Raw genomic sequence first — 16,411 nt, forward strand, 5'->3', positions numbered from 1 at the left:
GTGCAGCCCCAAGAGAATCAAATATTTTACGATTAGAAATCGTAAGATAGTCTTAAGTAGCCGAAACGACCGATGTTGTCGTAACTTGCACTACCAGAACCTGTACCTAACGTACCGTATGGAAGTTTGCGGTTGAAGATATTATCTACACCCAGCTTCACACCAAAACCATTTTCAAAGTTATAACCAATTGTTGCATCAGAGATAACGTAAGTACCAAATGTCATTAAGCTATTTGGATTCGGGTTATCTGCAAGTTCTTGGTCAGTGTAAAGGCTTACTTCATCTAGATAACGCGTATCAAAGGTTGTAAAGAAGCCATCACGCTTATAAGAAATTGAAAGGTTTGCTTGCCATTTCGCTTCGCCAGTTGTGCCTGCGTACTCATAGTAGTCGCTCGGTTGGTCTTGGAATGGGAAAGTTTTACGCTCAATTAAGTACGTACCAATTAAACGTGTTGAGAAGTTGCCTTCTAGTGCATCAAAGTCATAACCTAATTCAAAGTCAACACCTGATGCTTCTTGACCAGACACGTTCAGAACTGAGTTTTGAATAAGTGTAATTTCACTTGATGCGCTATCACGTGTGATTAGGTTACAGTATTGGTTATTAATACCACCTTCTGCATCTACACAGCGGTCAAGAATGTCTTGTGAACCAATGGTCGAAATCGCGTCTTCAAGTTCAATTTTCCAGTAGTCAACTGTCACTACAGCGTTTTCGATGAATGAAGGTTGGTAAACAAAGCCAATTGTTGTACTGGTTGATTCTTCACCTTTCACATCTCGGTTACCACTTACTAAACCTTCAAGGGTTTGCGCATCGTAGTCTGATTCAAAATCAGCAGGTACACCAAGAGCTGCACAGTTCGCACGGCGTACTTCTGAATTTTGTAAATCATTCAAGTTATCAGCTAAACATGGATCGTCAACACTGTAGAATGTTTGGCTTGGCGCACCGAAGATTTCGCTAATGTTTGGAGCACGAAGTGCTTCTGATTGCGTTGCACGTACACGTAGTTGATCGTTAACTGTCCAATCTAAACCAAGTTTCCAGCTTGTTGCATCACCAATTGTACTGTAGTCAGCGTAACGTACCGCTGTATCGAGTACTAGGTCTTGAACAAGAGGTAAATCAGCAAGAAGTGGGATTGATGCTTCGAAGTAAATTTCATTTACATCAAACTCACCTTTGTCTTCGCCAAGCGCGTTAAAGAAGGTACCGGCTGCGTTGTCTGGCTCTTCAGTTTCGCTTTCTTCTTTACGGTATTCAACACCCGCTGCAAAACCAATGTAACCTGCTGGTAATTCATAAATTGCTGAATTTGCAAGTGAAGCAGACACAACCGTTTGAGTAATCTTTGAAGTACCTACTGAAACAGTATTGATGTAATCAATCGCTTCTTGGCTCGGTGCACCAAAGCCCATGATATTAACAGGTACACACCCTTCAGCACGTGCTTCTTCGCTACGACAAACAACATTGCCTGAACCATCATCAATAGCATCTAGGGCATTGTAGTAGTTTGCCATGATCATGTTAGCGCCATTAACACGCTCTAAATCAGTTTGGCCATATACAACTGACGCATCTAATTCCCAGTCATTGAATACCGTGCCTTTTAAGCCTGCAACAAAACGGGTTGTTTCACGTGTATTGTTTTCAACACGACGACCTAAGTCAGTCATCATGCGGTTAACCATGATTGAGCTAACACCTTCTTGTTCCATCAGATCTTTAACACTTGAGTCAAGATAAGGGTTGTCAATCTTGATGCTGTTATTTGGGTTAAAGAAGAAGAATGCAGGCTGACCAATACTTTGGCCTTCGCTGTTAACATACTTAGCTTCAAGATACGCATTCATGCCCTCTGCGATATCGTAGTTCGTTTTGAAGTTAATGTTGTAGCGTTCAAACTCAGGTTGAATTTGGTTAAACTGTGCTAGGTTAAATGAATCACAGTTAGCACATGCAAGGCCATCAACTTGGTCACCAATGTTAAGTTCACGATAAGTACCATCTGGGTTAAATGAATTTACATAGCCATTACTTAGCGCAAACACACCTGCGTTATTAATCGCATAGTAACCTGCATTTGGCGTATAAATGTAGTCAGGAAAAGCTGGATCATCTTTGTTTTCAGCTGTTTGAGCTGTATTACGCATATTGCGGTAAGAGCCATCAGTCCATGGGTGGTCTAACGCATTTAAAGTATCTTGACCCGAATACTCAACAGAGAATGCCACGTTACCGCGATCATTATCGAAGTTTGTGCCGTAAGAGAATGTTGCTTTTTCGTTGCTGTAATCGCTTAGGTCTGATTCGCCTCGAGTTACACTTGCGCTAAAGCCTTCGATATTCTTTTTAAGAATGAAGTTAACTACACCCGTTACAGCATCGGCACCGTATACAGCTGACGCACCACCGGTGATAATTTCAACACGCTCAACCCATGTGCTTGGAATTGTATTTGTATCAACTGATTGAGAGCCTGCAGAGCTAGAAACGTGACGCTTACCATTAACAAGTACTAGCGTACGGTCAGTACCCATATTACGTAAGTCAAGAATACTTAAACCCGCAGTACCGATGTAACGGCCAGAGTTTGAAAGTGAAAAAGTATTACCAAGAGCTGGTAATTTATTAAGTGCCTCACCGATATTAACCGCGCCTGTGTTAACTAAGTCATCACCACTGATAACTGTCACTGGCGCAGGGGCAATAGCACCTTCACGTAAAATACGAGAACCAGTTACTTCGATACGGTCGATTGTTTGTACACCTTCTTCATCAGCAGCAAATGACTGACCTGAAATTGCAAGTGCAGATGTGCACAGGGCAAGCTTAATACTTGCACCTAAGATGTTATGTTTTTTCATTGTTTCACCTGTTAGTTTTTATTTTATCCCTTAAAGGGTTGTTAACAGTTGTTCTTAAAATGTTAACGCGATGCACTTTATCATTGTCCCTATTATTTGCAAACAAAAACTACGTATCAATTTGTACACATCTAATTTCAATTTAAACAGTATGTTAGATTTTTCGTAGGGTTCAGGTGTTTTTTGTTTGTTGTGAAAAGGTGATTACGGAATGTTTACTTTGTTGCAGTATTGGGTATTTTAATGGTATTAGGTTTACGTAGCGTTTCGCTTTATAATGGGTGCATAATTTGTATTTGGTTGAGAGTGTATGAAAGCCATTTTTATTAGTTTTTTAATCGTTTTTTCCAGTCTGAGCGCGGCCAATAATATTGATCTTGAGGCCAATATGAAGAACATGGGGCTTGCTTATAAAAATTCTGTACGCGCTACAGATTTAGTAAGCTTTAATGCCGCTATCGATGAATTTATTGAGTTGTTAGAGACAGCCAAAACAGCTGATTTTAAACAGCATAAAACAGCGTCTTTAGAAGGGCTTGATAAAGTCATAAATCAAGCAAAGCAAGCTAAGCAACTTGCAACGACCCGTGGCCTTGAAGCTGCAAAAGCGCCGCTTAAATCTATTGATGAGTTACGTAAGAAATACCATGAGCTACATGAGCCGCCAGGTTTTTGGGAGTTGTTATTTGGCCAATAAAAATAAACTAACGAGTTAGATTTACTTTAATTTAAAAAAGGTGCCGAGGCACCTTTTTTAACGCTTTTTCTTTTTACCCTGAACTGCCTTCAAGCGCGGATTGTCTTTATTAATAACATAGACACGACCTTTACGCTTTACGATTTGGCAGCCCGGGCGGTTCTTCGCGCTTTTTAATGAACTTAATACTTTCATGTTCTTACCTATAGCAACTACTTGCTCGCTAAGTTTTTGAAACGACGATTAAACGCAGCAACACGGCCATCGCTTGCAACGGCTTTTTGCTTACCGGTATAAAACGGGTGTGAATCGCTTGATACGTCAATTGGCACATAAGGGTAGGTTTTTCCCTCAAGTTCAATTGTGCGCGAAGTTTTAATTGTCGAACCAATAATAAAGTAGCTGTCTGCCGCTGTATCATGAAACGCGACTTGCTGGTAATCAGGGTGGATATTTGGCTTCATAATGGAAATCTTTGTTATGTGATAATGTAGCGATTATAGGGTGGTTGACTATTTAGATCAAGATAAAAATGATTCTTATTTATGTTGGTTTGTCTTAATTTTGTACAAGCTGAACAATCAATAAGCAGTTAGATTTAAAAAGCTGGATATTGTCGATAAGGCTGTTATAACTAGGTATGCGTGCTTATTTTAAAGAAGGATAAGGAAGTGAGTGATAAAACTAGCCGTGAAGAACTAGATCAAAATGTAATGAACACGCTTCGCGATAAAGACCATTCTGTTTTAGCTAATCATGTAGACACCTTGTCGTGTACTCACAACGATATTATTGAGTTGTTGGCACAGTATTTAGCTCTGAGTGAACAAGATGATGATGAGCGTTTCGATACCTGGTTTGATAATCTAAGTAAAGAGCAACACACCGTTGTGAAGACTTTCGAAGTGTATCGTGGTCAGTACGAGCATTTAGATTCTTAATACTTGATCAAGTTGTTTTTACATGAAAAAAGCCACCCGAAGGCGGCTTTGCTGATTAGCGCTAACTAATTAATCTAACATGTAAGCTCGCATGGTAATTTGCTCTGCTTGGCTTGAACCATAATCTGAAACAATCGTTCGAATATGGACAAAGTCACCGACGTTTCCAGTATTAGGGATCGTAGCTACCCATTCACCGTCAATGTGTTCAACTTGTGCATCTAACCAGTTTTCGCTTGAGAACTTCGTTGATACAGGGCAATAGATATAAGCAGGCACGTTAGCAATTGTACATTCTTGGCCGTATGCATATTGTAACTGTACATCTGCCAGCGCCACTTCACCTACACCGTCAAGTAAACCTGTTAACTTAACTTGAGCCGCTTCACCCGCTTTCATGCTGTTATTAATATCAACAGGTAAATCAACCATAGGCACTAAAATTGGCTGAACACCTTGTTGCTGCTCGTCAGCTGTAAATGTATAGAAACCTTGGTAAAGAGAACCTAGCTTATCATTGACTGGAGAGCGCTCACCGACACCGCGAGCATAAGATCGCATTTCTAAGGTAATTTGATGAGAGCCCGGCTCAAGGGTTAATGTGCCTTGATACGGAGATGCTGGCTCACCATTTACTTTTAAACCAAATGCTGAGCTACCCATAAAGCCGAAGATACCATCATGGTTTGCGGCATCGCCAAACGAGGCAAGATTAAAGTAAAGAACATTGGTATCGCGGCTAATAATCGCTGAGCCACTGCTGCCTAAGCTACCAGCACGTGGACCTTTAAACCAAGTAGTGCTTTGCTCAGCACCTTCAGTCATTGCGCGTGGACCATCAAAATAAGCGCCTCCACTTTGAATTTTATAGTTTGGCATAACGACATTCGTCCATGCATTTTTTGCACTTGCTGTGTAATATTCATCACGTTGATGAGGCAACATAATTAACTGTGAGCTACCTGTTGAGTAGAACTCCCCGGTACTGTTGGTCATTGCCATAACATCAGTCCATGCAGGGCGCTCATCATTTTGCGAGTGATAAGACGCACTTATTTTATGCATTTTATGTTCAGCAATATTGATTTGCCCAGGTTGAATTCGGCCATCAGTAATATGGTTTATTGAATAAGCATAAGGTGAGCGTTCAGCCGCAATACCAGACCAGCTAACGATATTGTTGCCAGCCTCGATTTCTGCCATTAAGGCTTCACCTTGTTCGGTACTAATACCAATCACGGGGACTTTTGGTGTGCCTGTGATTGCCCCTTTATATCGACCGCCACGACCAGGACGATAAAAGATCACACCACTAGCGCCATGTTTCATCGCGTTACCGACCATGTACGACGTGAGGTAATTAGGGTTAGCAATAAGCGCAATTTTGCCGTCTAACTCAAATTGATTCCAATCAGTGCTGTAACCAGCATCACCTACAGGCACTACTTCTGCAGAGCCTTCACCATGAAAAGACAGTGCTAAACCTTGTTTGATGTAATCAAGTTCAACCCCGTTTTGCATAGTGACGGTTGTTTCTGGAGCTACAGCGCGGGTGGTGATAAATGAGCGAAAGCGATCGTCATGACCTTGTGACCATGCATACATATCATTTACGTAATCAGGAGCCATTTCGATAGCTGCAAGCTTCGCAACTTCTTGATCGTCAATCGCGTAAGTAAAGCCAAATGAATAACCTTGTGGATCAAGAGGCTGGTCAGCTTTAAAGGTGACAGGTTGAGCGTTACGTGCATCAAAGTTAATCTCTGTTTTGCCATCAATCTTACGATTTAATACAGCCATTTGTGCCGCTGATTCTACTAAACCAGAGCTGGTTTGCGGATTATCGTAAGTCATAATGTTAGCAATCAACGTATAGTAACCAGCAGGTACATCGATATTGGCTTTACCGCCAGTGAGCCTAACAAGACTGCCCCAATCATCTTCTTCATTTATTAAGTAAAGCTTAGATGGCGAGCCTGCTTGATTACCCCAGCGATCAGTCAGGTTTACCGTTAAATTAACGTGAGGTTGGTCAACCCAAAATGATACTGGCACAGTCACTTGTTGGTCGGTATTGCCAACGGTTGTACCTGTGATACGACCTGTAATTGCACCATAAGCACTGTTATTAAGTGCCACACTAGGGTCAATCCACATAGGGACTTGAGCAACACCTTTGGCTGGGATTGTCACAGATTTAATATCTAATCCTGCAAGGGTCGCCGGTAATTGTGTTTTGCCATCTTCACCGATTAAATCTAATTTCAATTTTAATTTAATACTTTCATCAGACGTGTTTGTTAGCGTGATCTGTGTTTCTGTAAATGCGCTATTGGCATTATCAAAGTAGCCAAGTTCACGGTTTGCAGGGGCCACAATAGCTTGGTCAATGGCACGGTCGATATTCATGGCACCGGCACCTTGCTCCAGTACGTGAGAATCACCACTAAATACAGATGATGTAAGCACGTCTTTAATTTCTTTTGGCGTAAGGTCTTGGCGAGCTTGCATAACAATTGCAGCACCACCGGCAACATGAGGGGCTGCCATCGAAGTACCTGAATACACGCGGTAAGCCGTATCACCTAAGCCACCAGATGCTGCGGCAACCACAGAGACACCTTGCGAGGCAATATCTGGTTTTGCTGAGTGGCCATCTGGCGATGGACCGCGCGAAGAGAACGACGCCGTATTGCCGTCACGGTCAATGGCACCCACGGTTAATGCACTTGGTGCACAGCCCGGTGAACCAATCGTTTCGCGGGTAAAGCTATTGCCCGCAGAGATAACAAATAAAGCCTTATCACTCAGCGCTTCAACCATCTCAACCAATGGGCCACTACAGGTTGTTGCTGTGCCACCCAATGACATATTTACAATGTCAGCGCGCTCTGAAAGCACCGCCCATTGCATGCCATTTAAAATACCGTAGGTTGATCCTCCTCCTGTATTACCAAGTACTTTACCGATAATTAAATCGGCGGCTGGTGCCACACCGACCCATTTACCTTCTGACTCCTGACCATTGCCTGCAACGGTTGAGGCTGTATGAGTTCCATGACCATTTAAGTCATCTACACCGTTGCTCGAATACGTAAAATCACGGGATGCAATGACACGACCTAGTAAGTCTGGGTGCTCGGTATCGTAGCCTGTATCAAGCACGGCAACTTTAATACCTGCGCCATTATAGTTAATTGCTGACTCACCATATGCGCCGGTTAGTGGGACTGTTGGAGTCAGTGTTTCTGACTGGGTAACCTTGTGAGCATGAACGACAGCATCAAGCCAAAGACCTTCAACGTCAGCTTGTGCAACCAGGGTTTGCCAAGTTTGCGCTGCTTTGTCTTTGCTGATTGCAAATGCAGCGCTGTCGATTAGCTCAATTTCACCGGTTAATGACATACCAGCAAGAGTTGCTGGGACTGCAGGTCCTGCAAGGGTGCCGTCGCGGTATTCAACAATGATGGGGAGCGCGTCGGTTGATGCATCATCGTAACCCGATTCATATAACTTATTAATGTTAAATAACTCTAAATCGATCGCATTTGAATCAACTAAGGCTTGAGCATGGTTTGGAACAACATAGGTGTTGTTACCACGTTTAAAGATACTGGTAAATGTATCTGAGCCGTCTGCATTGACTAATCGAATGCCGCCTAGCTTGCCGTCTTTATTGACAACAGCCGATACTTTGTCCCCAGTGATCAAAGTGAATGTAAGGGCATCCGCTTTACTTTGTTGTGTAACAAATGATTCTTCTGCGGTTGCTGGCTGGGCAATCGATAAGCCGAGCATGGCTAAGTAGGTCGCCTTTAAGCGACCAAGCCTTGGAAAAGGTTTCATCTTTTCATCCTGTATTTTGATTTAATTAGTTTGGAAGAAAGGAGTTATTGCTAGGTGTCAAAACAACAAATATGACAAGAGCAATAACTCAACCAGACCAATCTATCGATCAAGCAGATGAAAACCTACAAAACAAAGGTAGCAAATTGTATTAACTTATTTGCAACAAAATAAACGCTGCTTTAACTTTGTGCGGTTGTTCAGTTGTGCTTCATTTAAAGCGCAAAATGAAAGGTTATTTTACCGATAGATCGTACTTTGCCACTACGTCATCAATATAACGATGGCGTAAGGTGTTTTTACCTTCGTTGCCCGTACCATGACTTAACGCGCGGTTCATTAATTTGAGCGCCTTATGCAAGCTTTGGCGCTCTTCTACGCTTAAACCTGATTTAGTACGCAATTCAGTAATGTCATCAATCAATAACTTAGCTACGTCGAGCTGCACGGCTTCTTCAACTAAGCCATTTTGTGTCAGCACACCGTATTTACTGCAAAGAAATTGTTGCCAAACTTGCTGTAAGTGCTCGTCAATTTCACTGCCAAATAATTCTTCATCGATAGCAAAGCCTTGCTCGGCAAGCTTACTGAGTTGATTTGAATATTGCTGAGCAAAATAATTAAATGCTTGGCAGGATGAGCTTATGTCATGTTTGATAATTAGTAGCCCCCAACTAGCGGCACCACGAGGGTAATAGTCTTGATATTCTTCGCATTGATAAATGCCCGAATACGAACTGCATTCTAATTGACTCTGCAAACAGTAACTTGGCTTTGGAAATAAACTACTTTGTTGCCATGCTGATAGCGTTTCCTCATCAATTGAGAGGGTATGGCACAGCTCTTCGGTGGTATAAAAGTAGGTTGCCAAAAATTTTGAAAGTTGCATTATCAAATACTCACAATAAACACTGTTAATTTATACAGTGTTTGATTTTGGCTTAACTTTGATTTTTTCTCAAGTATTTTTATTTATTGCAGCACACTACTCGGAAAATGCCTGTGTTTGTGATACAAATAGCGCAAATTTTCCAAACATTAAAAAAGTTATGCGCAACCTAGAAACAATTAAACAAGCAAGTTTGATCACCGCTATAAAAACACCTTATTTAACCAATGGTGAAATTGATCTTGCATGTTATGACGACCTTGTTGAACAGCAAATTGCAGCTGGTGTTGATGGCATTATTGTCGGTGGTACCACAGGTGAAGGGCAATTAATGAATTGGGAAGAACACTTAATGCTAATTGCTCACAGTGTTAGTAAATTCTCTGACCGTTTATTAATTGTCGGTAATACAGGTAGCAACAATACACGCGAAGCGATTAAAGCAACCGAGTATGGTTTTGCCACCGGTATGGATGCAGCGCTACAAATTAACCCTTATTACGGACGTACGTCGCTGGCGGGTGTGAAAGAACACTTTAACCGTTTACTTGATATTGGTCCTGCGTTTATCTACAACGTAGCAGGTCGTACAGGCCAAGACTTAACACCAGATATCATTGAGCCACTCGCTAAGCACGAAAACTTTATCGGTGTAAAAGAGTGCGGTGGCAATGAGCGTATTGCTCATTATGAACAGCAAGGTATTGCTTGTTGGTCAGGTAATGACGATGAAGCGCATGATGCAAGACACATTCATAAAGCCCACGGTGTTATCTCGGTTGCATCTAATATTATTCCAGGCTTATTCCGTCAGTTAATGGATGAGCAAAATGATGCACTTAATGCAAAACTACAGCCACTTATGGGCTGGTTATTCTGCGAGCCTAATCCAATTGCAATTAATACGGCACTTATGATGACAGGCGCGGTAAATCCTGTGTTCCGTCTTCCTTATGTGCCACTAACAAGTGCTCAGCAAGAAATTGGTTTAGGTTACATTAACGAACTTGATGTTGCTGATATAGTAGGCGAAAAAGCACAACTTTTAACCGAAAAAGACGTTATTTTGCGATAAAAATGAATGAGTGCTTAATTGCGGCTGTAATTAAGCACCATTGTTTTACTTTTTTGTAGCTAATAGGTAAAATTAGCAATCGTTTGGCGTTATAAGAATAATATTTGTGAAATTTGTTGTTGAGAATTTGTGTTTATGGGTTGCACCCGAGCAACAAATAGCAGAATTAAGCCATCTCAATCTTCTTGACCTCGATTTAAGCTGGGTTGCACCGATGCAGCGCCGCCGCCTAAGCCCGTTTATGAAAATGGCTCTTCATACTATGCATCAAGCGCAAGGTGAGTATCAGCAGCTAGCTGTTAATTTTTCATCGCGTCATGGTGACTTACCAAAAACATCGCAACTATTGCATTCACTTGTTGAACAAGAGCCACTTTCTCCGACTGCATTTGGTTTGAGTGTACATAATGCTGCAACCGGATTGTTCTCGATTATTGCAAAAAATAAAGCCCCGATGAATGCTATTGCTGGTGACCAAGGCAGCATTATTTCTGCCATGATTGATGGTTTTGCGCGTGTTTATAGTGGGGGTGAGCAACAAATTTTGATTGCTCATGCCGAAAGTGTATTACCAGATGAGTACTTACCATTTAGCGACGAGCAACAAATTGCTCATAGTGTATCGTTCGTATTATCAACTGCGCAGACCGGTAAGCCGTATTTTGAATTAACAAAACTTCCTGAATCAGAACATACTCAAAGTGACTCGTGTTTACCACTGAGTTTGCAATTAGCAGCTGCTTTAACAAGCAAAGGATCACAATCGCTGCTTTCACATCAACAATCAGCTTGGATGCTACAGTACCATGGCGACTAACGTTTACATTAAGTTGAATAAAATTTGGCGGGTACTGGCAACCGGGTTTTGTTTTTCTGTATTTGGTTTTGGCGGTATTGTACTCACCTTGTTGGTTTTGCCTTTACAACGTTTATTTGAACCTTGCCAAGCGAAACGTAAGCAAAAAGCCCGTTTAACGGTTCACTATAGTTTTAAATTCTTTGTTGCCTTAATGCATTACACTGGTGCTATCCATTTTTCTGTGCAAGATAAACAGAAATTTCATGACCTGAAAGGGCAATTAGTGCTTGCCAATCACCCTTCATTAATTGATGTTGTGGTGCTGATATCTGTGATTAAAAATGCTGACTGCGTGGTCAAAGCACACCTATTTAAAAATCCATTTATGCGCGGTGTAATTAAAGGCACAGGTTATATTAGTAATGAAGACCCGCAAGAGTTACTTAATGATTGTGAAGCATCACTCGCTGCTGGAAATAACCTGATTATCTTTCCTGAAGGCACCCGCACAACCCCAGGTGAACAGTTAAAATTTAAGCGTGGCGCTGCGAATATTGCTGCGCGCTGTAAAGCCCCAATTACCTCAGTGCTAATTAGTATGAAACCCAGCACTTTGACCAAAGGCACACCATGGTACTGCGTTGGTGCAACAAAAGCGCATTTTGAGATGCGCTTTGCCACTGAGCCATTTACGTTTAACGACACTTTTAATAATGAACAACCCGCCATGCAAGCACGACAATTAACCCGTGATTTGCAACATTACTTTTCAGAGGAACTCAGGCACCTATGACTGAACTAAAGAACAAAATAAAACAATTAATCATTAGCAGCTTAGATCTTGAAGATATTACCGTGGATGATATTGAAAATGACCAACCTTTGTTTGTTGATGGTTTAGGCCTAGATAGTATCGATGCGCTTGAGCTTGGCTTAGCCATTAAAAAAGAGTTTAACGTTAAGATTGACGCTAACTCAGAACAAACAAAAGCCCATTTTGCATCGGTAGATGCACTGGCAGAATTTATTAACCAACACCAATCATAATACAGACTTAGAAGTAGGAATAAGCATGAAAACCGCTGCTGACATTTACAACGTTTTACAGGGCATTTTAGTAGATGAATTTGAGATCGATGCTGATGATATCAGCCTAGATGCGCACCTGTATCAAGACCTAGATCTTGATAGCATTGATGCTGTTGACTTAGTTGTAAAACTACGCGAAATCACTGGCAAGAAAATTGAGCCAGATGCATTTAAGCAAGTGCGTACTGTGCAAGATGTTGTAAACGAAGTAGAAAAACTCGTTTCATAAACATTACTATGCTCAAAGCGATAACCACAACACTGGTCTTAGTATGCTTATCTTTATACCCATTTATTGTGTATTTTGGATTGCAGCATATCTCATTAAGGCAAGTGAGCTTGGTACTGATGGTATTGTTAGGCTTAAGGCTTTTGCTGAGCAAAAAGCTGCTCACATCTATGCCATGGATAAAGCCAGCCTCTATTTTGGCTATTATCGCTTTAGCAACAACGCAGTTTTTTAACAGTGATCTGGGCTTAAAGCTTTACCCAGTCATTATAAATACAGTAATGGCCATAACCTTTGCTTATTCGTTGAAAAGTGGCCCAACAGTCATTGAGAGTTTTGCTCGAATTAAAGAGCCTGATCTTGATGAAAAAGGGGTTAATTACACGCGCCAAGTTACTAAAGTATGGTGCGCGTTTTTTATTATTAATGGCAGTATTGCGTTATACACAAGCCTATTTACTTCGTTACAGACATGGACTCTGTACAACGGATTAATAGCCTATATTCTGATAGCTCTCTTAGGCCTTGTGGAATGGCTTATAAGACAAAAGGTTAAAAGTAATGGTAGCGAGTAACCTGAAATTTCACCCAGACGCTGCATTTGTTGTTGCAGGGCAGCCAATAACACAAACACAGTTTTTTGCTGATATTGCGGCTTATCAAAGTAAGCTCACAGCGCTTAAAGCTGGCAGCCATGTGGTGTTATTCCATCCTGATACCTACCAATTTGCAGTGCGCTTATTTGCCTTAGCGTGTAGTGGTTATAATGTTATTTTGCCACCTAATGGTCAGCACGAAACCTTAAGTTTATTGCTAGCACAGTCTGCTTTTTTTGCCGGCGATGCGACCAATATCAATGATGATGTGCTTTTTACTAACCTTGAGCAAAGTCTTGGTCACACGCCTTTACAAACTAACCGTTTACAATGGCCAACAAACACAGCGGTTATATTTTATACTTCAGGCTCATCAGGACAGTCTAAACCGATTGTGAAACCTTGGCGGGTATTAAATCGAGAGCTTGCAGTACTTTCAATGTCATTTGACTTACCCAGCCAATTTACGTTTTTAGCAACTGTTTCGCATCAGCATATTTACGGCTTATTATTTCGTTTACTTTGGCCGTTGGCGAAAGGCCATATAATTGATAGTGAACAAATTCAGTACCCTGAACATATTGCGCAAAGGTTAAAAAATATTCGTTATGCAGCGCTCGTTTCAAGCCCTGCGCAACTTGGCCGTTTATGCGCTGATAATGTGTTAGTTCCTGAGCGCGACAAAATTAAGTGGTTATTTTCCTCTGGCGGACCACTCAACAACGAACATGCCGAAACTTTATTTAACCAGTTAGCTCGCCCAGCAACACAAGTGTTTGGTAGTACAGAGACTGGCGGTATTGCTTATCGACAAGTTACACAGGCAGCGGTTGATGTACCATGGCAGCCGTTTAATGGTAATTTTTTATCGCTGAATCAGGAAGGGCGCTTGATGCTAGATTCTGCGATTTTAGAGCAATCGAACTTCCCTTTAGATGATAGAGCGCTTATTCATAAAAATGGTCAATTTAAACTGTTGGGCCGTATAGACAGAACGATAAAAATTGAAGAAAAGCGTTTAAACCTAGATGAGCTTGAGAGTTATCTGCAAAGCCATGACTGGATAAAAGAAGCAAAAGTGGTTGTTATTCCAGCCAAGCGCGTGCAAATTGGTGCGGTGGTTGTACTCAGTGATGAGGCAAATAAAGAGCTTGAATTGCAGGGTAAATTGGCAATTAACCGCGCTTTACAAGCACACCTCTCAAACCGCTTTGAACGAATTTGCTTACCACGTAAATGGCGCTACATCGATGCACTTCCTTTTAACAGCCAAGCTAAATTAAGTTTAAAAACATTGGAGCAGTATTTTGCCAAGCCTGAATAACGTGACCCCAGAGGTGGCCGTTTTATCACAAACAGAAACTAGCGTGAGTTTAGCGTTAACCATTGCGGCTGATTTAGATTATTTTCGCGGCCACTTTCCAGGTGCGCCAATTTTAGCAGGCGTAGTACAGCTGGATTGGGCAGTAAAATATGCTCAGCAATATTTGGGTTTTGGCAAACTAGTACAAGATTTAGAAGTGTTAAAGTTTCAGGTAGTAACAACCCCTGATATGACGGTAAACCTCACCCTTGAGCGCAATGCAAAAGGCAAATGCTTGTTTAGCTATCAATCAGAAAAAGGCCAGCATGCGTCTGGTCGAATTGTATTTTGTGATTAAGCCATGAACCAGTTTTGTATTGTTATTCCTAATTACAATCACACCCATGCTATCGCTGCAGTACTCAATGAGCTAAAAGAGCTACAGCTGCCGATAATCATGGTTGATGATGGCAGTGACGATGATGCCAAACAAGTATTTGCAGAGCTTGACGCAAAGTACGATTTTTTAACCTTGATAAGCCACGCTCAAAATCAAGGTAAGGGTGGGGCAGTTCAAACTGGGTTGATGGCTGCTTACCAGCAAGGGTTCAGCCATGCCATTCAGGTTGATGCTGACGGCCAGCATTCGTTAGCAGATATTAGTAAGTTGATTGAACTAAGTAATGCATCACCTAACAAGGTGATCAGTGGTTGCCCAATTTATGACAGCTCCGTGCCTAAGCACCGTTATTTAAGTCGTTACATCACCCATTTTTGGGTATGGGTAGAAACACTAAGCTTTGATATTGTTGATTCAATGTGTGGTTTTCGGGTTTACCCCTTAGCAGCCGTTGAACAATTAATGGCTAAGCAAACGCTTGGCAAGCGCATGGACTTTGATATTGAAATTTTAGTCAGGCTTTATTGGCAAGGTGTTAAAGTCACGTTTTTGCCAACCCAGGTTATTTACCCTGAAAATGGTGTATCTCATTTTCGAGCCTTACACGATAACGTGGGAATTTCTTGGCTGCACACGCGCTTATTCTTTGGCATGTTGCTACGCTCACCTAAGCTACTTTGGCGTAAGGTGGCAGGCTAATGGCTGTAAAGCACTGGTCAAAAATGCAAGAACGTGGCAATCGCTTAGGCATGCAAATATTGCTCGTGTGTTATCGCGTATTTGGTCGAAAAGGCTTGTGGTTGGTGTTGTTTCCGGTGGTGTTTTATTTGTTTTTAACAGGCAAAACTGCCCGCCAAGCGTCACATGCATTCTTAACCCAAGCGCGTAAAGTGAATGGCAATAGTAAAGCAGTTACTTGGCGCGATAGCTTTCGTCATTTTCGCTGCTTCGCTGACAGCGCCTTTGACAAAATAGATGCATGGCTTGGACGAATTCAGCAACATAATATTCTTTACACCAACGAAGCGCTTTTCAAACAACTTGATGAGCAACAGCAAGGGGCTATTTTTATTGGTTCACACCTTGGCAATTTAGAGGTATGTAGAGCTCTTAGCCAACACCGAAATAGTAAAAGAATCAATGTGTTGGTGTTTACGCATCATGCCGTTGAGTTTAATAAATTACTGAAAAGTATTAATCCGGATGTTGCAGTAAACCTTATTCAAGTAACCGATCTTGGCCCAGATATGGCAATTATGCTCAAAGAAAAAGTCGAGCAGGGTGAAATTGTGGTGATAGTCGGTGATAGAACCAGTACCACCACTGCAGGAAGAGTTATCGAAGCTGACTTTTTAGGTAAGCCAGCCCCTTTTTCACAAGGGCCATTTATTTTAGCTGCTCTGTTAGATTGCCCGGTGTTTCATCTTTTTTGTTTAAAAGATAAAAAGCCCAATGGCGAAACATTTTACCGCGTGATTTTTGAAAAATACGCCGACAAACTCGTTTTACCGCGTAAAACGAGGCAACAAACATTACAACAAATTGTTAGCGATTATGCGCAAAGGCTCAGTTTTTATGCTGCGGCCTATCCGTATCAATGGTTTAATTTTTATGATTTTTGGCAAAATGACGAGCAAGTGTCTCGTAGTCAAAACAAGGAGAACTAAG

Annotated in this window: 17 protein-coding genes; 12 read left to right on the forward strand and 5 right to left on the reverse strand. The window is 41.6% G+C overall.

What is annotated here, in order from left to right:
* Positions 1-32: 32 nt before the first annotated feature.
* Complete coding sequence (locus MTF66_RS03630; RefSeq protein WP_058584103.1) at positions 33-2,879, reverse strand: TonB-dependent siderophore receptor; 2,847 nt, start codon at positions 2,877-2,879, stop codon at positions 33-35.
* A 310-nt stretch (positions 2,880-3,189) separates the two neighbouring features.
* On the opposite strand from MTF66_RS03630, the gene MTF66_RS03635 reads away from it, so the two are divergent.
* Positions 3,190-3,576 carry a cytochrome b562 gene (locus tag MTF66_RS03635; RefSeq protein WP_248526421.1) on the forward strand — a complete coding sequence of 129 codons (387 nt, stop codon included), beginning with the start codon at positions 3,190-3,192 and terminating at the stop codon, positions 3,574-3,576.
* 57 nt (positions 3,577-3,633) lie between these two features.
* Here the strand turns inward: MTF66_RS03635 and ykgO are convergent, their stop codons facing one another.
* Positions 3,634-3,771: a type B 50S ribosomal protein L36 gene (ykgO, locus tag MTF66_RS03640; RefSeq protein WP_058584105.1), complete on the reverse strand. Its 138-nt coding sequence runs from the start codon at positions 3,769-3,771 to the stop codon at positions 3,634-3,636.
* Positions 3,772-3,788: 17 nt separating this feature from the next.
* Positions 3,789-4,040: a type B 50S ribosomal protein L31 gene (locus MTF66_RS03645; RefSeq protein ID WP_058584106.1), complete on the reverse strand. Its 252-nt coding sequence runs from the start codon at positions 4,038-4,040 to the stop codon at positions 3,789-3,791.
* Positions 4,041-4,247: 207 nt separating this feature from the next.
* On the opposite strand from MTF66_RS03645, the gene MTF66_RS03650 reads away from it, so the two are divergent.
* Entirely contained in the window at positions 4,248-4,517 is a 270-nt protein-coding gene (locus MTF66_RS03650; RefSeq protein ID WP_248526422.1) for a hypothetical protein, read from the forward strand.
* 69 nt (positions 4,518-4,586) lie between these two features.
* Here MTF66_RS03650 and MTF66_RS03655 read toward each other — a convergent pair whose 3' ends face one another.
* A complete protein-coding gene (locus tag MTF66_RS03655; RefSeq protein WP_248526423.1) occupies positions 4,587-8,363 on the reverse strand; it encodes a S8 family serine peptidase in 3,777 nt (1,258 codons plus the stop codon).
* A 235-nt stretch (positions 8,364-8,598) separates the two neighbouring features.
* Entirely contained in the window at positions 8,599-9,252 is a 654-nt protein-coding gene (locus tag MTF66_RS03660; RefSeq protein ID WP_248526424.1) for a DUF6058 family natural product biosynthesis protein, read from the reverse strand.
* Positions 9,253-9,412: 160 nt separating this feature from the next.
* On the opposite strand from MTF66_RS03660, the gene dapA reads away from it, so the two are divergent.
* The 10 genes from dapA (at position 9,413) to MTF66_RS03710 (ending at position 16,410) form a co-directional block, all read left to right on the forward strand.
* Entirely contained in the window at positions 9,413-10,327 is a 915-nt protein-coding gene (gene dapA, locus MTF66_RS03665) for a 4-hydroxy-tetrahydrodipicolinate synthase (RefSeq protein ID WP_248526493.1), read from the forward strand.
* Positions 10,328-10,433: 106 nt separating this feature from the next.
* Positions 10,434-11,144, forward strand: a complete 711-nt coding sequence (locus MTF66_RS03670) for a beta-ketoacyl synthase chain length factor (protein ID WP_248526425.1) — start codon at positions 10,434-10,436, stop codon at positions 11,142-11,144.
* Positions 11,134-11,919 carry a 1-acyl-sn-glycerol-3-phosphate acyltransferase gene (locus MTF66_RS03675; RefSeq protein WP_248526426.1) on the forward strand — a complete coding sequence of 262 codons (786 nt, stop codon included), beginning with the start codon at positions 11,134-11,136 and terminating at the stop codon, positions 11,917-11,919. Before MTF66_RS03670 ends, MTF66_RS03675 begins: the two co-directional genes overlap by 11 nt.
* The gene (locus MTF66_RS03680) at positions 11,916-12,173 is read left to right on the forward strand and encodes a phosphopantetheine-binding protein (RefSeq protein ID WP_054554555.1); all 258 of its coding nucleotides are present in this window, start codon (positions 11,916-11,918) and stop codon (positions 12,171-12,173) included. The genes MTF66_RS03675 and MTF66_RS03680 overlap by 4 nt, the downstream gene beginning before the upstream one ends.
* A gap of 25 nt (positions 12,174-12,198) precedes the next feature.
* Complete coding sequence (locus MTF66_RS03685) at positions 12,199-12,444, forward strand: acyl carrier protein (RefSeq protein WP_054554554.1); 246 nt, start codon at positions 12,199-12,201, stop codon at positions 12,442-12,444.
* 8 nt (positions 12,445-12,452) lie between these two features.
* Positions 12,453-13,019, forward strand: coding sequence for a hypothetical protein (locus tag MTF66_RS03690; RefSeq protein ID WP_248526427.1), 567 nt, complete (start codon positions 12,453-12,455; stop codon positions 13,017-13,019).
* Positions 13,006-14,364 carry a class I adenylate-forming enzyme family protein gene (locus MTF66_RS03695; RefSeq protein ID WP_248526428.1) on the forward strand — a complete coding sequence of 453 codons (1,359 nt, stop codon included), beginning with the start codon at positions 13,006-13,008 and terminating at the stop codon, positions 14,362-14,364. The genes MTF66_RS03690 and MTF66_RS03695 overlap by 14 nt, the downstream gene beginning before the upstream one ends.
* Entirely contained in the window at positions 14,348-14,701 is a 354-nt protein-coding gene (locus MTF66_RS03700) for a thioester dehydrase (protein WP_248526429.1), read from the forward strand. The genes MTF66_RS03695 and MTF66_RS03700 overlap by 17 nt, the downstream gene beginning before the upstream one ends.
* Positions 14,702-14,704: 3 nt before the next feature.
* Positions 14,705-15,442 carry a glycosyltransferase family 2 protein gene (locus MTF66_RS03705; RefSeq protein WP_248526430.1) on the forward strand — a complete coding sequence of 246 codons (738 nt, stop codon included), beginning with the start codon at positions 14,705-14,707 and terminating at the stop codon, positions 15,440-15,442.
* A complete protein-coding gene (locus MTF66_RS03710; protein WP_248526431.1) occupies positions 15,442-16,410 on the forward strand; it encodes an acyltransferase in 969 nt (322 codons plus the stop codon). Before MTF66_RS03705 ends, MTF66_RS03710 begins: the two co-directional genes overlap by 1 nt.
* The last annotated feature ends 1 nt before the right edge of the window (position 16,411 follow it).

The sequence above is a fragment of the Pseudoalteromonas sp. 2CM39R genome (assembly GCF_023161845.1).

What these genes read in the sequence shown, in the direction of transcription:
- MTF66_RS03710 (WP_248526431.1), top strand. Translation starts at nt 15,442, where the DNA reads ATGGCTGTAAAGCACTGGTCAAAAATGCAAGAACGTGGCAATCGCTTA.
- MTF66_RS03695 (WP_248526428.1), top strand. Translation starts at nt 13,006, where the DNA reads ATGGTAGCGAGTAACCTGAAATTTCACCCAGACGCTGCATTTGTTGTT.
- MTF66_RS03705 (WP_248526430.1), top strand. Translation starts at nt 14,705, where the DNA reads ATGAACCAGTTTTGTATTGTTATTCCTAATTACAATCACACCCATGCT.
- MTF66_RS03635 (WP_248526421.1), top strand. Translation starts at nt 3,190, where the DNA reads ATGAAAGCCATTTTTATTAGTTTTTTAATCGTTTTTTCCAGTCTGAGC.
- MTF66_RS03660 (WP_248526424.1), bottom strand. Translation starts at nt 9,252, where the DNA reads ATGCAACTTTCAAAATTTTTGGCAACCTACTTTTATACCACCGAAGAG.
- MTF66_RS03630 (WP_058584103.1), bottom strand. Translation starts at nt 2,879, where the DNA reads ATGAAAAAACATAACATCTTAGGTGCAAGTATTAAGCTTGCCCTGTGC.
- MTF66_RS03680 (WP_054554555.1), top strand. Translation starts at nt 11,916, where the DNA reads ATGACTGAACTAAAGAACAAAATAAAACAATTAATCATTAGCAGCTTA.
- MTF66_RS03685 (WP_054554554.1), top strand. Translation starts at nt 12,199, where the DNA reads ATGAAAACCGCTGCTGACATTTACAACGTTTTACAGGGCATTTTAGTA.
- MTF66_RS03690 (WP_248526427.1), top strand. Translation starts at nt 12,453, where the DNA reads ATGCTCAAAGCGATAACCACAACACTGGTCTTAGTATGCTTATCTTTA.
- MTF66_RS03645 (WP_058584106.1), bottom strand. Translation starts at nt 4,040, where the DNA reads ATGAAGCCAAATATCCACCCTGATTACCAGCAAGTCGCGTTTCATGAT.
- ykgO (WP_058584105.1), bottom strand. Translation starts at nt 3,771, where the DNA reads ATGAAAGTATTAAGTTCATTAAAAAGCGCGAAGAACCGCCCGGGCTGC.
- MTF66_RS03675 (WP_248526426.1), top strand. Translation starts at nt 11,134, where the DNA reads ATGGCGACTAACGTTTACATTAAGTTGAATAAAATTTGGCGGGTACTG.
- MTF66_RS03655 (WP_248526423.1), bottom strand. Translation starts at nt 8,363, where the DNA reads ATGAAACCTTTTCCAAGGCTTGGTCGCTTAAAGGCGACCTACTTAGCC.
- dapA (WP_248526493.1), top strand. Translation starts at nt 9,413, where the DNA reads ATGCGCAACCTAGAAACAATTAAACAAGCAAGTTTGATCACCGCTATA.